At 67.8% G+C, this 15,980-nt stretch carries 14 protein-coding genes; 7 read left to right on the top strand and 7 right to left on the bottom strand.

The annotated features are described in order from the left end of the window. Positions 1-26 precede the first annotated feature (26 nt). The 6 genes from QHF83_RS17325 to QHF83_RS17300 all read left to right on the top strand — a co-directional run bounded on the left by QHF83_RS17325 (position 27) and on the right by QHF83_RS17300 (position 5,047). Positions 27-857 (top strand): SDR family oxidoreductase, encoded by an 831-nt coding sequence (locus QHF83_RS17325; RefSeq protein ID WP_282418954.1) that lies wholly within the window; start codon positions 27-29, stop codon positions 855-857. Between the two features lie 74 nt (positions 858-931). Next, complete coding sequence (gene tpx / locus QHF83_RS17320) at positions 932-1,423, top strand: thiol peroxidase (protein ID WP_282418953.1); 492 nt, start codon at positions 932-934, stop codon at positions 1,421-1,423. A 155-nt stretch (positions 1,424-1,578) separates the two neighbouring features. Further along, complete coding sequence (locus QHF83_RS17315) at positions 1,579-3,030, top strand: hypothetical protein (RefSeq protein WP_282418952.1); 1,452 nt, start codon at positions 1,579-1,581, stop codon at positions 3,028-3,030. 178 nt (positions 3,031-3,208) lie between these two features. Beyond that, positions 3,209-3,649, top strand: a complete 441-nt coding sequence (locus QHF83_RS17310; protein ID WP_282418951.1) for a hypothetical protein — start codon at positions 3,209-3,211, stop codon at positions 3,647-3,649. A 63-nt stretch (positions 3,650-3,712) separates the two neighbouring features. Then, positions 3,713-4,399 carry a hypothetical protein gene (locus QHF83_RS17305; protein ID WP_282418950.1) on the top strand — a complete coding sequence of 229 codons (687 nt, stop codon included), beginning with the start codon at positions 3,713-3,715 and terminating at the stop codon, positions 4,397-4,399. A gap of 42 nt (positions 4,400-4,441) precedes the next feature. Then, positions 4,442-5,047 carry a pentapeptide repeat-containing protein gene (locus QHF83_RS17300; RefSeq protein WP_282418949.1) on the top strand — a complete coding sequence of 202 codons (606 nt, stop codon included), beginning with the start codon at positions 4,442-4,444 and terminating at the stop codon, positions 5,045-5,047. Between the two features lie 5 nt (positions 5,048-5,052). On the opposite strand, the gene QHF83_RS17295 is transcribed toward QHF83_RS17300, so the two are convergent. The 5 genes from QHF83_RS17295 to QHF83_RS17275 are packed head-to-tail and all read right to left on the bottom strand — an operon-like array spanning position 5,053 to position 9,882. Beyond that, positions 5,053-5,859, bottom strand: a complete 807-nt coding sequence (locus QHF83_RS17295) for a carbohydrate ABC transporter permease (RefSeq protein WP_282418948.1) — start codon at positions 5,857-5,859, stop codon at positions 5,053-5,055. Next, on the bottom strand, positions 5,856-6,734 hold the full coding sequence (locus tag QHF83_RS17290; RefSeq protein WP_282418947.1) for a sugar ABC transporter permease: 879 nt from the start codon (positions 6,732-6,734) through the stop codon (positions 5,856-5,858). The genes QHF83_RS17295 and QHF83_RS17290 overlap by 4 nt, the downstream gene beginning before the upstream one ends. Next, on the bottom strand, positions 6,731-8,002 hold the full coding sequence (locus tag QHF83_RS17285; RefSeq protein ID WP_282418946.1) for an ABC transporter substrate-binding protein: 1,272 nt from the start codon (positions 8,000-8,002) through the stop codon (positions 6,731-6,733). The genes QHF83_RS17290 and QHF83_RS17285 overlap by 4 nt, the downstream gene beginning before the upstream one ends. Further along, the gene (locus QHF83_RS17280; protein WP_282418945.1) at positions 7,999-9,084 is read right to left on the bottom strand and encodes an ABC transporter ATP-binding protein; all 1,086 of its coding nucleotides are present in this window, start codon (positions 9,082-9,084) and stop codon (positions 7,999-8,001) included. Before QHF83_RS17280 ends, QHF83_RS17285 begins: the two co-directional genes overlap by 4 nt. A gap of 3 nt (positions 9,085-9,087) precedes the next feature. Then, a complete protein-coding gene (locus tag QHF83_RS17275; RefSeq protein WP_282418944.1) occupies positions 9,088-9,882 on the bottom strand; it encodes an HAD family hydrolase in 795 nt (264 codons plus the stop codon). 192 nt (positions 9,883-10,074) lie between these two features. Between QHF83_RS17275 and QHF83_RS17270 the strand changes: the two genes are divergently transcribed. Next, positions 10,075-10,458 carry a hypothetical protein gene (locus tag QHF83_RS17270; RefSeq protein ID WP_282418943.1) on the top strand — a complete coding sequence of 128 codons (384 nt, stop codon included), beginning with the start codon at positions 10,075-10,077 and terminating at the stop codon, positions 10,456-10,458. Between the two features lie 7 nt (positions 10,459-10,465). On the opposite strand, the gene treS is transcribed toward QHF83_RS17270, so the two are convergent. Beyond that, positions 10,466-13,780, bottom strand: coding sequence for a maltose alpha-D-glucosyltransferase (gene treS, locus QHF83_RS17265; RefSeq protein ID WP_282418942.1), 3,315 nt, complete (start codon positions 13,778-13,780; stop codon positions 10,466-10,468). Continuing rightward, positions 13,777-15,789, bottom strand: coding sequence for an alpha-1,4-glucan--maltose-1-phosphate maltosyltransferase (locus tag QHF83_RS17260; protein WP_282418971.1), 2,013 nt, complete (start codon positions 15,787-15,789; stop codon positions 13,777-13,779). Before QHF83_RS17260 ends, treS begins: the two co-directional genes overlap by 4 nt. Positions 15,790-15,980: the final 191 nt, after the last annotated feature.

The following is a 15,980-nucleotide window of genomic DNA, read 5'->3' as shown; positions in this document are numbered from 1 at the left end:
GAGGGGAGCAGAGGCACAAGAGCATCATGTCCCAGCAGCGGATCGTCCTCGTCACCGGCGCGACCGACGGAATCGGACGCCAGACCGCGCTCGAGCTCCTTCGTCGCGGCGCCCGTGTCCTCGTGCACGGGCGAACCGCGGCCAAAGCGAAGGCCGTCTGCGAGGTGCTCGCCCGGGAGAGCCGATCGAGCGATCTCGTACCCGTCGCCGCGGATCTCTCGTCGATGGCCGCGGTCCGCGCGCTCGCGGCGGACGTCATGGCCCACGTGGAGCGCCTCGACGTGCTGCTCAACAATGCCGGCGTCTTCATGCACGAGCGAAAGCTCACGGAGGACGGATTCGAGACGACGTTCGCCGTCAATCACCTCGCGCCGTTCCTGCTCACGCACCTGCTCCTCCCGCACGTCCAGAAGAGCGACGGCGGCCGCATCGTCACCGTGAGCTCGATCGCCCATGCTCGCGGGCAAATCGATTTCGCCGACCTCACCTCGGAGCGGTATTTCCACGGTTATACGGCGTACGCCACGTCGAAGCTCGCGAACGTGCTTTTCGCCTACGAAATCGGGCGGCGCCTCGCGGGGACGCGCGTCACGTCGAATGCGCTGCATCCGGGCGTCATCAGCACGAAGCTTTTGCGCAGCGGCTTCGGGATGGGCGGGGGCACGGTCGTGCAGGGCGCCGCGACGTCCGTCCGGCTCGCGATCGACCCCGCGCTCGCCGGGGTCACCTGCAAATATTTCTCCGACGAGCACGAGGAGGCCTCGTCGCAGGCTTCGCACGATCGCGCGCTCCAGCGCCGGCTCTACGAGGTCAGCGCGAAGCTCGTGGGTATCGAGGGTCTCCCGGACGTCACGTAGGCAGAGTTTCGCCCCTTGTGGCGCTCGTCCTTGTGTGTACACTCCGCGCCAAACCGAACAGGGAGACGATCCACATGGCGACGATCACGCTGAAGGGCAATCCGATTCACACGTCCGGCGAACTGCCGAAGCAGGGCAGCGCGGCGCCCGATTTCCAGCTCCTTCGCGGGGACCTCTCCCGGGCCTCGCTCGCGTCGTTCTCGGGCAAGAAGATCCTCAATATCTTCCCGAGCATCGACACGCCCGTCTGCGCCATCTCGGTGCGCAAGTTCAACGAGCGCGCGTCGAAGATCGGCGCGACCGTGCTGAACATCTCCGAGGACCTGCCCTTCGCGCAGAAGCGCTTCTGCGGCGCCGAGGGCATCGACAAGACCGAGACGCTCTCCGCGTTCCGCTCCTCGTTCGGCAAGGAGTACGGCGTCGAGATCACCGATGGCCCCCTCGCCGGCCTCGCGGCGCGCGCCGTGCTGGTCCTCGACGGTGACAACAAGGTCGTCTACGCCGAGCTCGTCCCCGAGATCGCGCAGGAGCCGAATTACGACGCCGCGATCGCCGCCCTCGGCTGATCTCCCCCGCCTCGCTCTCTTCGCGCCTTCCCCGCGAAAAAGATTACACATTTCCAGTCATTGACGCCGCTTCCAGGCGCCCCGACAATCTGCCGCATTGCGTCGAGCTCGCGCCGCTTGGAGGCGACGACCCGGCGCTCCACGGGAGATGGCGTATGAGGAAGCTTGCGCTTGCGGTCGTTCTAGGTTCGGGTCTCGCTTCCGTGGGGGGATGCACGGTCACGCAGTACGAGCCGCCGCCGCCGCCGGGGCTCGGCGAAGGATGCAGCGCGGAGGTGACCTGCGATGGGTCGCCGGTCGCCCTCGGGCATGGGGTCGTCACCCCGCAGGACGACGTCTTCCACGCTGTCGCGGCCTCGAGCGACGGCGTGGTGTTCCTGGGCGGCTTCGGGTCGGGGGCGGCGGAGGCCGAGGGCGCGCCGAAAAGTGGCCGCGCCCTGCTCACCCGGCGCGGCCCCGACGGAGAGGTCTCGGATTGGTCCGGCAAGTTCGTGCCGGGGAAGGAAGGCACGCTCGTCCACGTCGCGAGCCTCGCGATCGCGCCGAACGGTGACGTCGCGGTGGCCGGTTTTTTCAATGGCACGCTCCAGATCGGGATCGAGTCGTACACCTCGAAGTCGAACGAGCGTGACGCGTTCCTGGCCGTGTTCGACGCGAAGGGCGCGCTCCGGTACATCAAGGCCTTCGGGGACGAGTTCCACCAGGCGGCATACGCCGTCGCATTCGACGCGGCGGGCAACGTGTACCTCGGCGGCGAGTTCGCGGGGTCGGTGAGCTTCGACGGCAAGGAACCGCTCGCGGCATCGGGTACGGCGGACGGGTTCGTGGTGTCCTACAAGGGCGATGGCACGTTCCGCTGGCAGGCGCTGGTGCTCGGCGAGGGGGCCCAGGCGGTGAACGCGCTCGCGGTCACGAACGACGGCGACGTCCTTGCGGCCGGAAGCATGGAGGGGGCGAGCTCCTTCGGGCCGCTCGAGGGCGAGCTCACCCAGGGGAGCGACATGTTCCTCGCGCGCCTCGACGCGGCGTCGGGCGGGGTGGAATGGGCGCAGAGAATGGGCGGGTCGGGCGACCAGGTCGTCGACGCGATCGACGTCTCCGAGAAGAGCGGCGAAATCGCGGTCGTCGGCAATTTCCGCGGCGGGACGATGGACCTCCTCGGCAAGCAATACACGAACGACGACCAGCTCGTCTGGGACATGTTCGCCGCGTTTTATTCGTCGACGGACGGCGCGCTCCTCCGGAGCGCGGCATTCCAAGGACCCGGTCTCCACTCCGGCACCGGCGTCGCATTCGATCCGGCCGGGGATGTCGTGATCGGCTGCTATTTCACGCAGCAGATCCAGCTCGGCATCAAGGTCCTCGAGACATCGAGCCCCATCGACGGCGACGCCTGCGCCTTCAAGCTGCGCGGCGGGACCCTCGAGGTGGTCTGGGGCCACGACTATGGCGACGCCTGGCTCCAGGGGATCACCGCCGTCGACGTCTCCCCCAAGACGGGCCGTCCGCTCCTCGTCGGCGGCTTCCAGAGCAAGCTCACGGGCGTCCTCGACGAGCCCGAGAGCGCCGGCGGGTTCGACGGGTTTTTCGTCGAGCTCTCGCCCTGACCGCGCCGCGCTTCCATCGACCGGCGCCTCGTCCCGGACGTCTCGCCCGTGGCCTTCGGGGCGGACAGGGCCGTCATGGCGGCGAGGATATCCTCGTCCCGAAAAAAAGTTGGTCACAGAAAGACCCGACCTCGCCACATGGCGAGCGCGCGACGCTCGCGCTCGGAGGGAGGACGTGATGGTGAACGTGTGGAAGGTCTCGACGCTGGTGCTCGCGGGGGCGCTCGTCGTCGTCGTCGGTCGGGGCGCGGTGCAGGAGTCGGCCGCGTGTGACGCGGATCTCCCGACGGCCGAGCAGATCACGCGGCTCAAGCTCGCGCGGGGCTTCGCGTTCCTCGAGCGCGCCGAGCAGGAGGTCGAGCAAGCCACCGCCGCTCGCCCCCGGGAGCGCGCGAACGCGCTCGCCCAGATCGCCAAGGCCAAGGCCTCGATCGAGCTCGCCCTCGGCCCCGTCGCCGAGCCCGAGCCCCAGCCGCTCCCCAAGCCGAAGCCGCGCATTCCGCGCAAGACGGTGAACGAGACGCCGGCCACGCAGGCGGCGGGGACGACGGTGCCGGCGAGCGTGGTGAACCCGTTTCTGGTCTCCACGCGCAAGGACCTGCTGAACGGCCGCAACTGAGCGCGCCGTCGAGAAAATTCGCTTGCCAGCAAACGCGGGCGCGCAATCGCGCGTCCAAAGGGCATGGCCTACCGCGACGACGAGTTTGCCCTGCAGACGAAAAAGGCTGAGATCGAGGGCCGCCTCGCGCAGATCGAGGTGCAGCGGCGCGAGCTCGAAGGCCTGTCACGCGAGGAAGCCGACCTCGGCAAGGAGCTCGCGGACGTGAAGCGAAGGCTCGAAGAAAGGCGGCGTTTGCCCTTGCTGTCGCGGGTCGAGGTCGCGGCCCCTTGCCATGCCGACTGGGACAAGATGGTGGGCGACGACCGCACGCGGTTCTGTCCGTCCTGCGAAAAGAAGGTTTACAATCTCTCGGCGATGACCACGCAGGAGGCCGAGCAGCTCATTCACGAGAAAGGGGGCAACCTCTGCGCCAAGTTCTACCGGCGCAAGGACGGCACGGTCATGACGGCCGATTGCCCCGAGGGCGTGCGAAGTCGTCGGGCGCGGCGGTTCCTCGCCGTCTTGGCCGTGGGGGCGGGCGCGGTGGGGGCGTCAATGGGTATGCCCGTGGACAGGAGGATGGGGGGCATCGGGCTCGCGCCGGAGCGGCCCCGCATGCACGCGGGCAGCGATGTCCTCGGCCAGCTCACGCAGGAGCAATACTTGATGCACGAGGCGAGGGCGGCGGAGGAGGCGGAGGCGGCGAAGAAGGCGGCTCTGAGGGCGAAGGCGCTGGAGAAGAAGAACGAGATCACGAAAATGCCTTAGGCATTGAAACCGGGATGGCGACCGGCCTATGATGATCGCCAGATGAACCCATTCGAAGGCAAGAATTCGTTCGACGGCGAGACATTCGACAAGGTCACTCTCGAACGAGCGGACCTGCGTGATCGAGAGTTCTCCTCCTGCGTATTTCGACGCTCCAAGCTCAGCGAGGGCCGATGGTCGCGGACGCGGCTCGAGGGCTGTACATTCGAGGAATGTGATCTGCGGCAAGCCGACGTCACCATGCTCTCGTTGCGGGGCGTGACGTTCAAGTCTTGCAAGCTGATGGGGATCAACTGGACGAAGATCGCAAAGTTCCCCGACGTATCCTTCGAGGACTGCGACCTCCGATACACCGTGATGGACTCGCTCGCGCTGCGCAAGACGCACTTCACGCGGTGCGGGATCACCGAGTCGGTCTTCGCGGCGACGGACCTCTCCGGCGCCGTGTTCGAGGAGTGCCGTTTCGCGGGGACGCGCTTCGATGATTGCGATCTTCGCAATGCGCAGTTCCCCCGCTCCTCGGATCTGTACGTCGATCCGGCGAAGAACAAGGTGAAGGGCGCTCAGGTTCCGCTCGATACGGCGATCCTCCTCGCGGCCTCGTTCGGCATGCGCGTGATCGGCTTCGCCGAGCACCGAGACGAATGAACGCGCTACCCGACCCGCGCCGTCACCGCCCGTAAGATCTGCTTTTGCACGGCCGCGAAGAGCGCGAGGACGGGCAAACTCAGGATCACGTTCCCCGCCATCACGATGTGCCAGCGCACGCCGGTGCCTTGCTCGCGGAGCAGGGCGACGGCGAGGGGCAAGGTGCGCACGTCGTCGTCGGTCGTCATGACGAGCGGCCAGAAATAATCGTTGTAATGGAAGACGAAGCTGAAGAGGAACAGCGACGCGAGGGTCGGCCGTACCATCGGGGCGAGCAGGCCGTAGACGATACGAAGCTCGCTCGCGCCGTCGAGGCGCGCCGCCTCGATCATCTCGTCGGGCACGGAGAGCAGCGCTTGCCGCACGAGGAACGTCCCGAGCGCGCTCACGCCGAATGGCAGGATGAGCGCCGCGAACGTGTTCACGAGGCCGATCGGGCCGAGCATCGAGAAGACGGGGACGAACGTGACCTGCGCCGGGATGAGGAGGCAGGCGAGGACGAGCGCGAAGGCGACCTTCTTGCCGACGAAATGCAGCTTGGCGAGCGCGTATCCCGCGGGCAACGCGAGCAGGATCTGGAGGAGCGCGATGGCCACGGCCATGGCCGTCGTGTTGAGGAAATAAAGGCCGACGGGGATCGTCCGGAAGACCTCGCGATAGGCCTCGAACTGGATCGATTTCGGGATGGGCCACGCGGGCGCCGCGACGATCTCCGGCAAGGTCCGGAGCGAGGTGAGCACCATCCACGCATAGGGCCCGACCCAGAGCAGGGCCACGACGACGAGCAGGATCCACGAAAAGCGGAGCTTCATGCGCGCCTCGCGCCCGTCTTGCCGAGCTGCCAGGACCCGAGCTGCAGGGCCGTGAGCACGAGCAGGAGCACGAAAAACGCGACGGTCATCGCGCTCGCCCGTCCGACGCGCAGGTTCACGAAGACGTGCTCGTAAATCGCGTAGACGAAGACCGTCGTCGATTTCACGGGCCCGCCCTGGGTCATCACGCGGACCACGTCGAAGGCCTGGAACGAGAGGATCAGGCTGGTCGTCCCGACGAACGAGGCGCTCGGGCGCAGCATCGGCCAGGTGACGTGCAGGAATCGCGAAAAGGGCCCGGCGCCGTCGAGCGCCGCGGCCTCGTGCAAGGAGCGCGGGATGTCCTGCAATCCGGCCAGGAAAATCACCATCGAATACCCCGTGATTTTCCAGACGCTCACGGCCGCGAGCGTGTAGAGCGCGACCGCGGGATCACCGAGCCAATTTTTGGGGGCGATGCCGACGGCGCGGCAGAGCGTGGAGAGCAGCCCGCCGTCCGCGTCGAGGATCCACATCCAGAGCAGGGCCACGGCGACCCACGAGACGACGTACGCGCTGAAGACCGCGCCCCGCACGAAGGCATAAAGTTTCCCGGGGCGATCGAGCGCGAGCGCGAGCCCGAGGCCGAGCGCGAGCGAAACGACGACGACCACGACGCTGTACGAGAGCGTCCGCCCGATCGTGCCCCAGAGCTCGCCGCTCGCGAGGATCTGCGTGTAATTGGCGGCGCCCACCCATTCGGGGGGCGTGAGCATGTCCCAGCGATAAAAGCTGTTCTTGAAGACGAGCGCGAGCGGCCAGAAAAAGAAGAGGCCGAGCACGAGCGCCGTCGGGGCGAGGAAGAGGTACGGATCGAGCGGGCGCTTCGGCTTCATGGCTCCCCCGCGGCGCGGCGCGCCTCGTCGAGCGTCGCCCGCGCGTCCTTGCGGGCGAGGACGGCCTCTTCGAGCCGCGGCTGCACCGCCTCGCGCTGGATGCGGAACAAGGATGGCGCCCAGGGCCACGCGAAGGCGTCTTTCAATTGATCGAGCGCGACCCGATCATTCGGATGCTCGCCGTAATACCCGCTCGCTTCGAGCTCGGCGAGCCCCTTCTGCGAGACGGGGAGATACCCCGTCCGCGTGGCCCACTCGTTCGCCTGCCGCGGCAACATCATCCATTGCAAAAACGCGCGGGCCGCGGGGCGCTCACGCTCCGAGGAGGCAGCCGGGATCACGAACATCGTGCCGCCCGTGGGCACGCTCTTCCGCACGTCCCCCGGCAGCGGCGCGGCGCCGACCGGGAACTTCGCGTTCGTTTCGAGGTACTTGAGGAACGCCGTCGAGGTCCAGATCATGGCCACCCGGCCCGCGAGAAAATCGGTGTTCGTGGCTTGCCAGGCATTGTAATCGCGGCCCGGCGGCGGCTTCATCGTGCGCTCCTCGTGGACGAGCCTTTGCCAGAATTCGAGCGCCCGCACCCCGGCCTCGCCGCCGAGCGAGGGCGTCCCGTCGTCCTCGACCACGGCCCCGCCCGCTTGCCCCACGAGCGCGACCCAGAACCACCAATCGATGGGGCAGGCGAATCCGTGGCGGGTCACGGTCCCGTCGCTCGCCCGGACCGTCGCCGCGCGGGCCACGGATACGAGCTCGTTCCAGGTGGTCGGCGGGCGCAGGCCGAGCTCGTCGAACATCGCGCGGTTGTAATACGCGATCGGCGTCGACCGATTGAACGGCGCGCAAACGATCGGACGCTCGCCGCCGCGCACGAAACACCCGGTTTGCCCGAGGGCAGGGACGACGTCGCCGGTCACGTGGTTCGTCTCGTCGATGGGCAGGAGCGTGCCGGCCTGCGCGAGGTAAGGCACGACCTCGCCGACGACGTGCGTGAGCGCCGGCGCCGCGCGCGCCGCGATGGCCGTGCGGAGTTTCGCCAGGGCCTCGAAATAATCGCCCTGATAAATGGCCTTGATGCGATGGGTGCTTTGCTCGGCGTTGAACCGATCGACGAGCGAGAGCAGGACCTCGCGGTTCGTGCCGCCATAAGCGAACCAGAGCGACGCCTCGCCGTCCCTGCCGCCGCGCGCGCAGCCCGCCCCCGCGAGGGCGGCGAACGAGGAGGCGAGCGTGATCAGCGCGTCCCTGCGCCCGAGGCGCGCGCTCATCCTCGCGCCTCCGCGACCCTTCGGCCCGTCTGGGCATCGAAGAACAAGCAATGGCGCAGATCGACCGCCGCAACGAGCGCGTCGCCCGGCGAAAAGGCCCCCCAGCCCGGCATACGCGCCGCGATGCGTGTCCCCGAGGCGTCGAGGTAAAGGTACGTCTCGGCGCCGAGCGGCTCGGCGTGCACGACCTTCGTGGAGATTGTAATGTCGTCGGCGCGTGGTTTGTCACGCACGATCGATACGTGCTCCGGCCGGATCCCCACGACGACGCGGTTCGGGAGCCCGAGCGTCATCGGTACCGAAAAAAGGAGGCTCGGCGCCTCGATCGTTCCCGCGTGGTGCGTCGCCTCGATGCGATTGATGGCCGGCGCGCCGAGGAACGAGGCCACGAAGACATTCGCCGGCGCCTCGTAAATCTCCTTGGGCGTCCCCACTTGCTGGAGCACGCCGCCCTTCATCACGGCGATTCGATCGCCGATCGTCATCGCCTCGACCTGATCGTGCGTGACGTAAATGCTCGTGACACCGAGCCTGCGCACGAGCGAAGCGAGCTCGACCCGGAGTTCCGCCCGGAGCGCGGCGTCGAGGTTCGAAAGCGGCTCGTCGAAGAGAAAAACGCGCGGAGAACGCACGATGGCTCGCCCCATCGCGACCCGCTGCCGCTCCCCGCCCGACAGCTCCCCCGGCCGCCGATCGAGCAGCTTCGACAAACCCAGCATCTCCGCCGCCTCGAGGACCTTTTTCTCCTGCTCGGGCCGCGGCACGTCGCGCATCTTGAGGGGGAACGCCAGAATCTCGCGCACCTTCATGTGCGGATAGAGGGCATATCCCTGAAAGACCATCGCGACGTCCCGATCCTGCGGCGCCACGCGCGTGACGTCGCGTCCGTCGATCCGGATCGTCCCCGCGTCGGGCGTGTCGAGCCCCGAGACGAGGCGCAGCGTCGTCGATTTGCCGCAACCCGAAGGGCCGACGAGCACGAGCATCTCGCCGTCGCGCACGTCGAGGTCGAGTTTGTCGAGGGCGGGGATTTCGGTGCCGGGGTGCCGGCGGACGAGGCCACGAAGCTCGATCGTAGCCATGGCTCAGGTACCGACGACGACGAGGCTCGGCACCTCGGCCGCGCGCGCGAGCAATCCCGCCTTCGGCCGCACGCCGACGGGGACGCGTGAAGCCGCGAGCATGGGCACGTCGTAACTCGAATCCCCGAACGCGCCGAGCAGCGTGCCGCCGGGGCAGGCCTCGCGCAGCGCGACGGGCTTGTCATTGCCATACACGGGCCGCCCGGCGAGCTCGGGCGCGATGCGGCCGTCCTCTATCCGAGGCGTCATCGCGACCACGCGATGCGCCGGGATTCCGAGGAGCGCGACGCCAATCTCGACGATCCAGCGCGGCGAAGCCGAGACCACCCACACGGGCACTTTTTCCGCTTCGGCCCAGGCGAGGACGGGCGAAAGAAATCGATGCAGCCGCGCATCCAGCCCTCGCGCGGCGATGACGCGCCGGGCAAACGCCTCCGCTTCGGCGAGGGCAAACCCCGCGAAGACCCAGGCCATCATCGCGAAGGCGCGGACTTCTTCATATGTGCCGTCCGAAAGCGCGCGGTAGAGGCCCTGCGCGATGTCGGTCGTGCTGCCAGCTTCGCTCGTGCCAGCGGCGCGAGCTTCGACGATCAGCGCCGCGCGCGCCTCTTCGCGCACCGCTTCTTCGGCGATCAGCGCTTCGAAGAGATCGTTGCCGACGTCGCCGTTCCACAGCGTACCGTCGGCGTCGAACGCGAGGACCGGGTCCTCCTCGCGCGGGAGCGCCGCGCGCGCGGCCACGAGGCGCCGAACGACGCCCTCGGGGGTCTCGTGAATCGGGGTTCGACCTTCCTGCACGGTCTCCCCCCTACCACATCCGCGGCCCGGCGGGACATCCGGCCAGCGAACGGACACGTCCGTCGTCGCAGTCCTTGCGCCGCCACGCACGCCTTGCGTTACCTCGCGCCGCGATCCGCCGCGCCTTCGCGGGTTCCCGGTGTTTTACGCGAACCGGCTTCGCGGCACGGCGGTTGCGAAGGCAGGTTTCCCATGAACACCCGACATGCCGTCGTCTGGCTCGATCACAATGAGGCCCACATTTTCCACCTCACGCCCGAGAGTTATGCCGGGGAGGTGATCAAGTCGCCGCACGCACACACGAAGCTGCACCGCAAGGCGGGGCCGACGGCTTCGTCGGGGCACGCGGGCGAGGACCAGCATTATTATCACGACGTCGCGGAGCACCTCGCCGGCACGGAGGAGATCCTCGTGGTCGGCCCGGCGAACGCGAAAATCGAGTTCGTCCGGCACCTCGAGAACCACCACCACGACCTGAAATCGAGGGTCGTCGCGGTGGAGACCCTGGATCGTCCGACCGACAAGGAGATCGCCGCACACGCGCGCGCATATTTCAGGCGCGAGGGTACGCTGTAGCGAGCCCTCATCCTTCGAGCATGCGCGCGAGGCCGTGGAGCGGGATTCCGATCCAGTCGGGGCGATTGTCGAGCTCGTAGCCGATCTCGTAGATGCACTTTTCCAGGACGTAGAAATCGACGAGGAGGTCGATGTCGGGGTCGTTTTTCGGGAGGAACTCGCTGCCCGCCGCGGCGCCGAGGTAGCCGCCGAGGTAGACGGCTTCGGCCCAGGCGACCCAGGCATGGGTCCAGGGTTCGAGCACGGGCCGGTCCTCGGGCCGCGCGCGGCCGGCGGCGAGGGCGGAGGCCGCCGCGTAATCGAAGGAGCGGAGCATGCCGGCCACGTCCCTGAGCGGTGTGCGGCGGAAGCGGCGCGTCGCGAGCGGGCGCGTGGGTTCGCCCTCGAAATCGATGAAGACGAAATCCTCGCCGGTGAAGAGGACCTGACCGAGGTGGAAGTCGCCGTGACAACGGATACGCGTGGCGTCGACCTTTCGCGCGCCGATCGCCTTGAATCGACGGTCGACCTCGTCCTCGCGGCGCGTGATCTCCCGCGCGAGCTCCTGCACGCCCTCCGGCAAGGTGTGCGCGCGCCGGCGAAGCGCGTCGAAGGTGCGCGCGAGCATCGTGTGCGCGCCTTGATAGAGGGATTGCTGGTGCAGCGTGGAGTAGGGCTCGCGGCCGAACGTGGTATCGGTCGTGTCCGTCGCGAGCGCCGCGTGGAGCTCGGCCGTCCTCTGGCCGAGTTTGTTCAGCCAAACCCCCTGCGCGCCGAGCAGGTCGTGCGCGAGCGGCGGTAGCGGCGTGCGCGCGCGTTCGGTGAACGTGCCCCTCGGCAGGGGCGGCGTGGCGCCGGCGCGCGTGGCCTCGTCGGCGAGGACCCGCTCGAAGAAGAGGTCGAGGGATTCGAGCGCGGCCTGGAACGCGTTCCCTCGGCTCGGCACCCATTGCTGGACCATCGCGAGCACGGTCCGGTCGCGCCCGGGGGCCTGGTATTCGATCGCGCCCGCGAGCCGCGGGACATTCTTGTAGCCGTGCGCGTCGAGGAACGACTGAACCTCGAACTCGGGATTGATGCCCTCCTCGACCTGGCGGAAGAGCTTGAGCATCACGGACTCGCCATACACGACGATGCTGTTCGATTGCTCGGCGGAGAGGAGCCGGCCGCGCTCGGTGGCCTCCTCGGGGACGCTTTGCAGGAAGGGGTGCGGGACGAACCGGAGCTCGCCGCGCGCGCCGATGAATTTCGCGCCCTGACGCACGAAGCGGAGGAGCGCATTCGAGAGATCGGGGTCGACGAGCGCGTCGATGAGCGTGCCTTCGACGACCTCGGTGTGGCCATTGCTCACGTGCAGCCGGACGGCCGCGATCACGGCGTGGCCCGCGTTCTCTTCGATCTCGCGCGCGCGCTCGCCCGAGGCGAAGGTGACGGGCAGGACGTACGTCTCCGGGGGCCCGGAGGCGAAATCGACGCGGACGAAGAGCAGCCACGCGAGCGGGGCACCGGGATCGCCGAGGGGAATGGCATCGAGGATCGAGGCGCTCGAACGCGCACGGCCCTTGCTGCGGAAATACCGGCGCCCCGCGAGGTAATTGCAGAGGATGCGTTCGAGCGCGCGCCGGCCTTCGGGCCGCTTCACGAGGCTCTCGACGGTCTGGTAGGCGAGCAGGACGGGGAGCCTCTCGCGCTCGGCGATCGCGAGCGGCGCCGTGCGCTCGAGGCCGAACCAGAAGAAATCGTGCGGCCCGAGCGAGAGCGGGTATTTGCCTTCGACCTCGGGGAATCGCGTCCGGCCGAAGAGCTCCGTGGGCACCATGCCGCGGAATCGCGAGAGGTCGAGCTCGACGTACTGGCCATACCGCGAGAGGTTCGCGACGACGAGCACGTGCTCGTCCCGGTGAGAGCGGACGAACGCGAGGACGCGGTGGTTGTCGGGGTGGAGGAACTCGATCGAGCCGCGGCCGAAGACCTCGTGTTGCTTGCGCAGGCCGATGAGGCGCTTCATCCACCAGAGGAGCGACGCGGAGTTCGCCTGCTGGGCCTCGACGTTGACGGCCTCGTAATGGTATTCGGGGTCGACGATGACCGGCAGATAGAGCCTCTGCGGGTTGCACCGCGAAAAACCGGCATTGCGGTCGGAGCTCCATTGCATGGGCGTGCGGACGCCGTCGCGGTCGCCGAGGAAGATGTTGTCGCCCATGCCGATCTCGTCGCCGTAATAGAGGACGGGCGTGCCCGGCAGCGAGAAGAGGAGCGCGTTCATGAGCTCGATGCGGCGGCGCGTGCGCATGAGCGGGGCGAGGCGGCGTCGGATGCCGAGGTTGATGCGGGCGTTGCGCTCCTCGGCGTAGACCTTGACCATGTAATCGCGGTCCTCGTCGGTGACCATTTCGAGCGTGAGCTCGTCGTGGTTCCGGAGGAACGTCGCCCACTGGCAGGCCTCGGGGATCGCCGGGGTCTGGCGGAGGATATTCACGATGGGAAAGCTGTCCTCGAGCTCGACGGCCATGAACATGCGCGGCATGAGCGGGAAATGGAAGTTCATGTGGCACTCGTCGCCTGCGCCGAAATAAGCGGCGGCGTCGCTGGGCCACTGGTTCGCCTCGGCGAGGAGCATACGCCCGCCGTCGTAGCGAGCCTCGATGTGGGCGCGGAGCTTTCGCAGGAATGCGTGCGTCTCGGCGAGGTTCTCGCAGTTCGTCCCTTCGCGTTCGTAAAGATACGGCACGGCGTCGAGGCGCATGCCGTCGACGCCCATGTCGAACCAGAGGTCGACGACCTGGAGCAGCGCCTCGTGGACGGCGGGGTTGTCGAAGTTGAGGTCGGGCTGGTGGGCATAAAAGCGGTGCCAGTAATAGGCCCGCGCGACCGGATCCCAGGCCCAGTTCGAGCTCTCGAAATCCTGGAAGATGATGCGCGCCTCCTCGAAGCGGTTCGGCGCGTCGCTCCACACGTAAAAATCGCGATGCGGGTGGCCGGCCGGGGCGCGGCGCGCGCGCTGGAACCAGGCGTGCTCGCTCGACGTGTGATTGAGGACGAGCTCGGTGATGACGCGGATGTCCCGGTCGTGGGCCTCGCGGAGCAGCCGGGCGAAGTCGTCGCGCGTGCCGTAGCTCTCGCTGACGCCCGTGTAATCCGCGATGTCGTAGCCGCCGTCGCGGAGCGGGGAGGGGTAGAACGGCAGGAGCCAGATCGCCGTGACGCCGAGGTCGTGGAGGTAATCGAGCTTGTGCACGAGCCCCGGGAGATCCCCTATCCCGTCGCCGTTCTGATCGTTGAACGCGCGGACATGCAGCTCGTAGACGACGGCGTCCTTGTACCAGAGGGGATCTCGCTTCATAGGAAATACTCGTAATCGTTCTCCCTACGGGCGAGCCTCCGCGCGTGGAAGACGCAGGCGGGCGACGTCCGCGGATCGATCTCGACCCAGTTTCGCTTCCCTCGGAACGTATAACGCGCGCCGCTCAGGAGGTCATGGACCTCGAAGCCGCGCCCCGCGTCCGTGAGGCCCGGCAGATCGAGCTCGACCCAAGCGCCGTGGCGATGATACGGGTCGAGGTTGACGACGACGATCAGCGTGTCGTCTCCGTGCGTCTTGCCATACGCGAGGACGAGGTCGCTGTCGGTGTGGAAGAACTGGAGATTGTCGTTCCGCGCGAGCGCGGGGTGCTCCATGCGGATGCGGTTGATGCGCGCGATCATGGGGCGCAGGCTGTCCGGCCGGCGGAGGTCCCAGCGGCGGAGCTCGTATTTCTCGCTGTCCGCATACTCCTCGGCGCCCTCGCGCGGAGGCTTGTGCTCCATGAGCTCGAACGCCGGGCCATAAATGCCGTACGAGCTCGACAGCGTCGCGGCGAGGACGAGGCGAACGAGGAACGCCGCAGGCTGGCCGTTCTGCAAGTGCTCGGGCAGGATGTCGGGCGTGTTCGGCCAGAAGTTCGGCCGGTAAAACTCGGCGATCTCCGTCTTCGTGAGGTCGTGCATGTAGGACGTGATCTCGTCCTTGGAGACACGCCAGGTGAAATAGGTGTACGACTGGGTGAACCCGCGTTTGGCGAGGCCATACATGAGCGCCGGGCGCGTAAAAGCCTCGGAGAGGAAGACGACCTCGGGGTGGTCGCGCTTGATCGAGCGGATGACCCACTCCCAGAAGGGCAGGGGCTTCGTGTGCGGGTTGTCGACCCGGAAGAAGCGGACGCCGCGGGCGATCCAGAACCGGAAGATGCCTTCGAGCGAGCGCCAGAGCTCGGGCCACTCCTCGGTCTCGAAATCGAACGGGTGGATGTCCTGGTATTTCTTGGGCGGATTCTCGGCATAACGAGCCGTGCCGTCGGCGCGGCGCGGGAACCACCCGGGATGCTCGTGGACCCAGGGGTGGTCGGGCGAGGCCTGCAAGGCGATGTCGAGGGCGACGTCGATGCCGAGGCGCTCTGCGGCCTGGAAAAACCTGTCGAAATCGTCGAGGGTGCCGAGCGACGGGTGCACCGCGGTATGCCCGCCCTGGGGCGCGCCGATGGCCCAGGGGCTGCCGACGTCGCCATGCTCCGCGACGAGGGTGTTGTTTTTCCCTTTGCGGTTCGTCTGGCCAATCGGATGGATCGGCGGGAGGTAAAGGACGTCGAAGCCCAGGTCGGCGACATACGGCAGGCGCGCCTCGGCGTCGGCGAAGGTGCCGTGGCGGCCGCTCTCGCCGAAGGACCGCGGAAAGAGCTCGTACCAGGCGGAGAAACGTGCCTTTTCGGGGTCGACGACGACCTCGAGGATGCCCGGATATCGCGAGGCGAGGCGGCGATCGGGGTGGCGCGCGGCGGCCATGCAAAGGCCGCTGTCGAGCGCGAGCGTGATTCGCTCGGTGAGCGCAATGGTGTCGTCGCGCAGGCGCGCGGCCACGTCCGCGAGGGAGCGAGCGTCGTCGCCGGTCGCGTCTTTGGCGGCCTGTTCGAGCAGCGTCGCGCCGTCGAGGATGTCGACGGAGACGTCCTGCGCCGCCTCGACGCGCTTTTTGAGGTCACGGCGGAACGTGCCGTACCGATCGATGTAGGCCTCGACGGTGTATTGCCAGAGGCCGAGCGTGTCGGGCGTGAACGACGCGACGAATCGATCGGGCTCCGCCGTGGGCTCGAGGGGGACGGAGAGCCAGGGCGGATCGGGGTCGCCGATGGACGGCGCGGGGCGATAGAGGAGCGAGCAGGCGAGCAGATCGTGCCCGTCGGCATAAACGATGGCCGAGATGTCGATCCGATCGCCGAGGATACGCTTGATCGGGAAGCGTCCGCCGTCGATCTCCGGACGAACGCGCTCGATCTGCACACGCCGGCGGCCTTCTTCAGGGAGCTTGTCGAGATCCACCAAGGCGCTTCGATGCGCCGCGCGGGAGGGCGGTTGTCCGAGCGGGCGGGCGCGGGAAAAGAAAGGTTGTCGTCCGGCCGAGGTCCAGGGTAGTGGCGGACGCGTGATCAACGCCTCCCCGGATCCCCATTTGCGCGCCCGCATCCTCTCGTCCCGACCCTTGCCCGGGGTGCGGGCGGGTTCGGCTGTGG

Origin of the sequence: Polyangium sp. 15x6 (assembly GCF_029960785.1) — a bacterium.
Lineage (GTDB): Bacteria > Myxococcota_A > Polyangia > Polyangiales > Polyangiaceae > Polyangium.
This window is presented reverse-complemented; position numbering and strand designations above follow the sequence as displayed.

Bases quoted from the DNA above. Each gene is read 5' to 3' on its own strand.
- treS (WP_282418942.1), bottom strand. From the start codon at position 13,780: ATGAAGCGAGATCCCCTCTGGTACAAGGACGCCGTCGTCTACGAGCTG.
- QHF83_RS17290 (WP_282418947.1), bottom strand. From the start codon at position 6,734: ATGAAGCCGAAGCGCCCGCTCGATCCGTACCTCTTCCTCGCCCCGACG.
- QHF83_RS17285 (WP_282418946.1), bottom strand. From the start codon at position 8,002: ATGAGCGCGCGCCTCGGGCGCAGGGACGCGCTGATCACGCTCGCCTCC.
- QHF83_RS17295 (WP_282418948.1), bottom strand. From the start codon at position 5,859: ATGAAGCTCCGCTTTTCGTGGATCCTGCTCGTCGTCGTGGCCCTGCTC.
- QHF83_RS17280 (WP_282418945.1), bottom strand. From the start codon at position 9,084: ATGGCTACGATCGAGCTTCGTGGCCTCGTCCGCCGGCACCCCGGCACC.
- QHF83_RS17305 (WP_282418950.1), top strand. From the start codon at position 3,713: ATGGCCTACCGCGACGACGAGTTTGCCCTGCAGACGAAAAAGGCTGAG.
- QHF83_RS17315 (WP_282418952.1), top strand. From the start codon at position 1,579: ATGAGGAAGCTTGCGCTTGCGGTCGTTCTAGGTTCGGGTCTCGCTTCC.
- QHF83_RS17310 (WP_282418951.1), top strand. From the start codon at position 3,209: ATGGTGAACGTGTGGAAGGTCTCGACGCTGGTGCTCGCGGGGGCGCTC.
- QHF83_RS17325 (WP_282418954.1), top strand. From the start codon at position 27: ATGTCCCAGCAGCGGATCGTCCTCGTCACCGGCGCGACCGACGGAATC.
- QHF83_RS17300 (WP_282418949.1), top strand. From the start codon at position 4,442: ATGAACCCATTCGAAGGCAAGAATTCGTTCGACGGCGAGACATTCGAC.
- QHF83_RS17270 (WP_282418943.1), top strand. From the start codon at position 10,075: ATGAACACCCGACATGCCGTCGTCTGGCTCGATCACAATGAGGCCCAC.
- tpx (WP_282418953.1), top strand. From the start codon at position 932: ATGGCGACGATCACGCTGAAGGGCAATCCGATTCACACGTCCGGCGAA.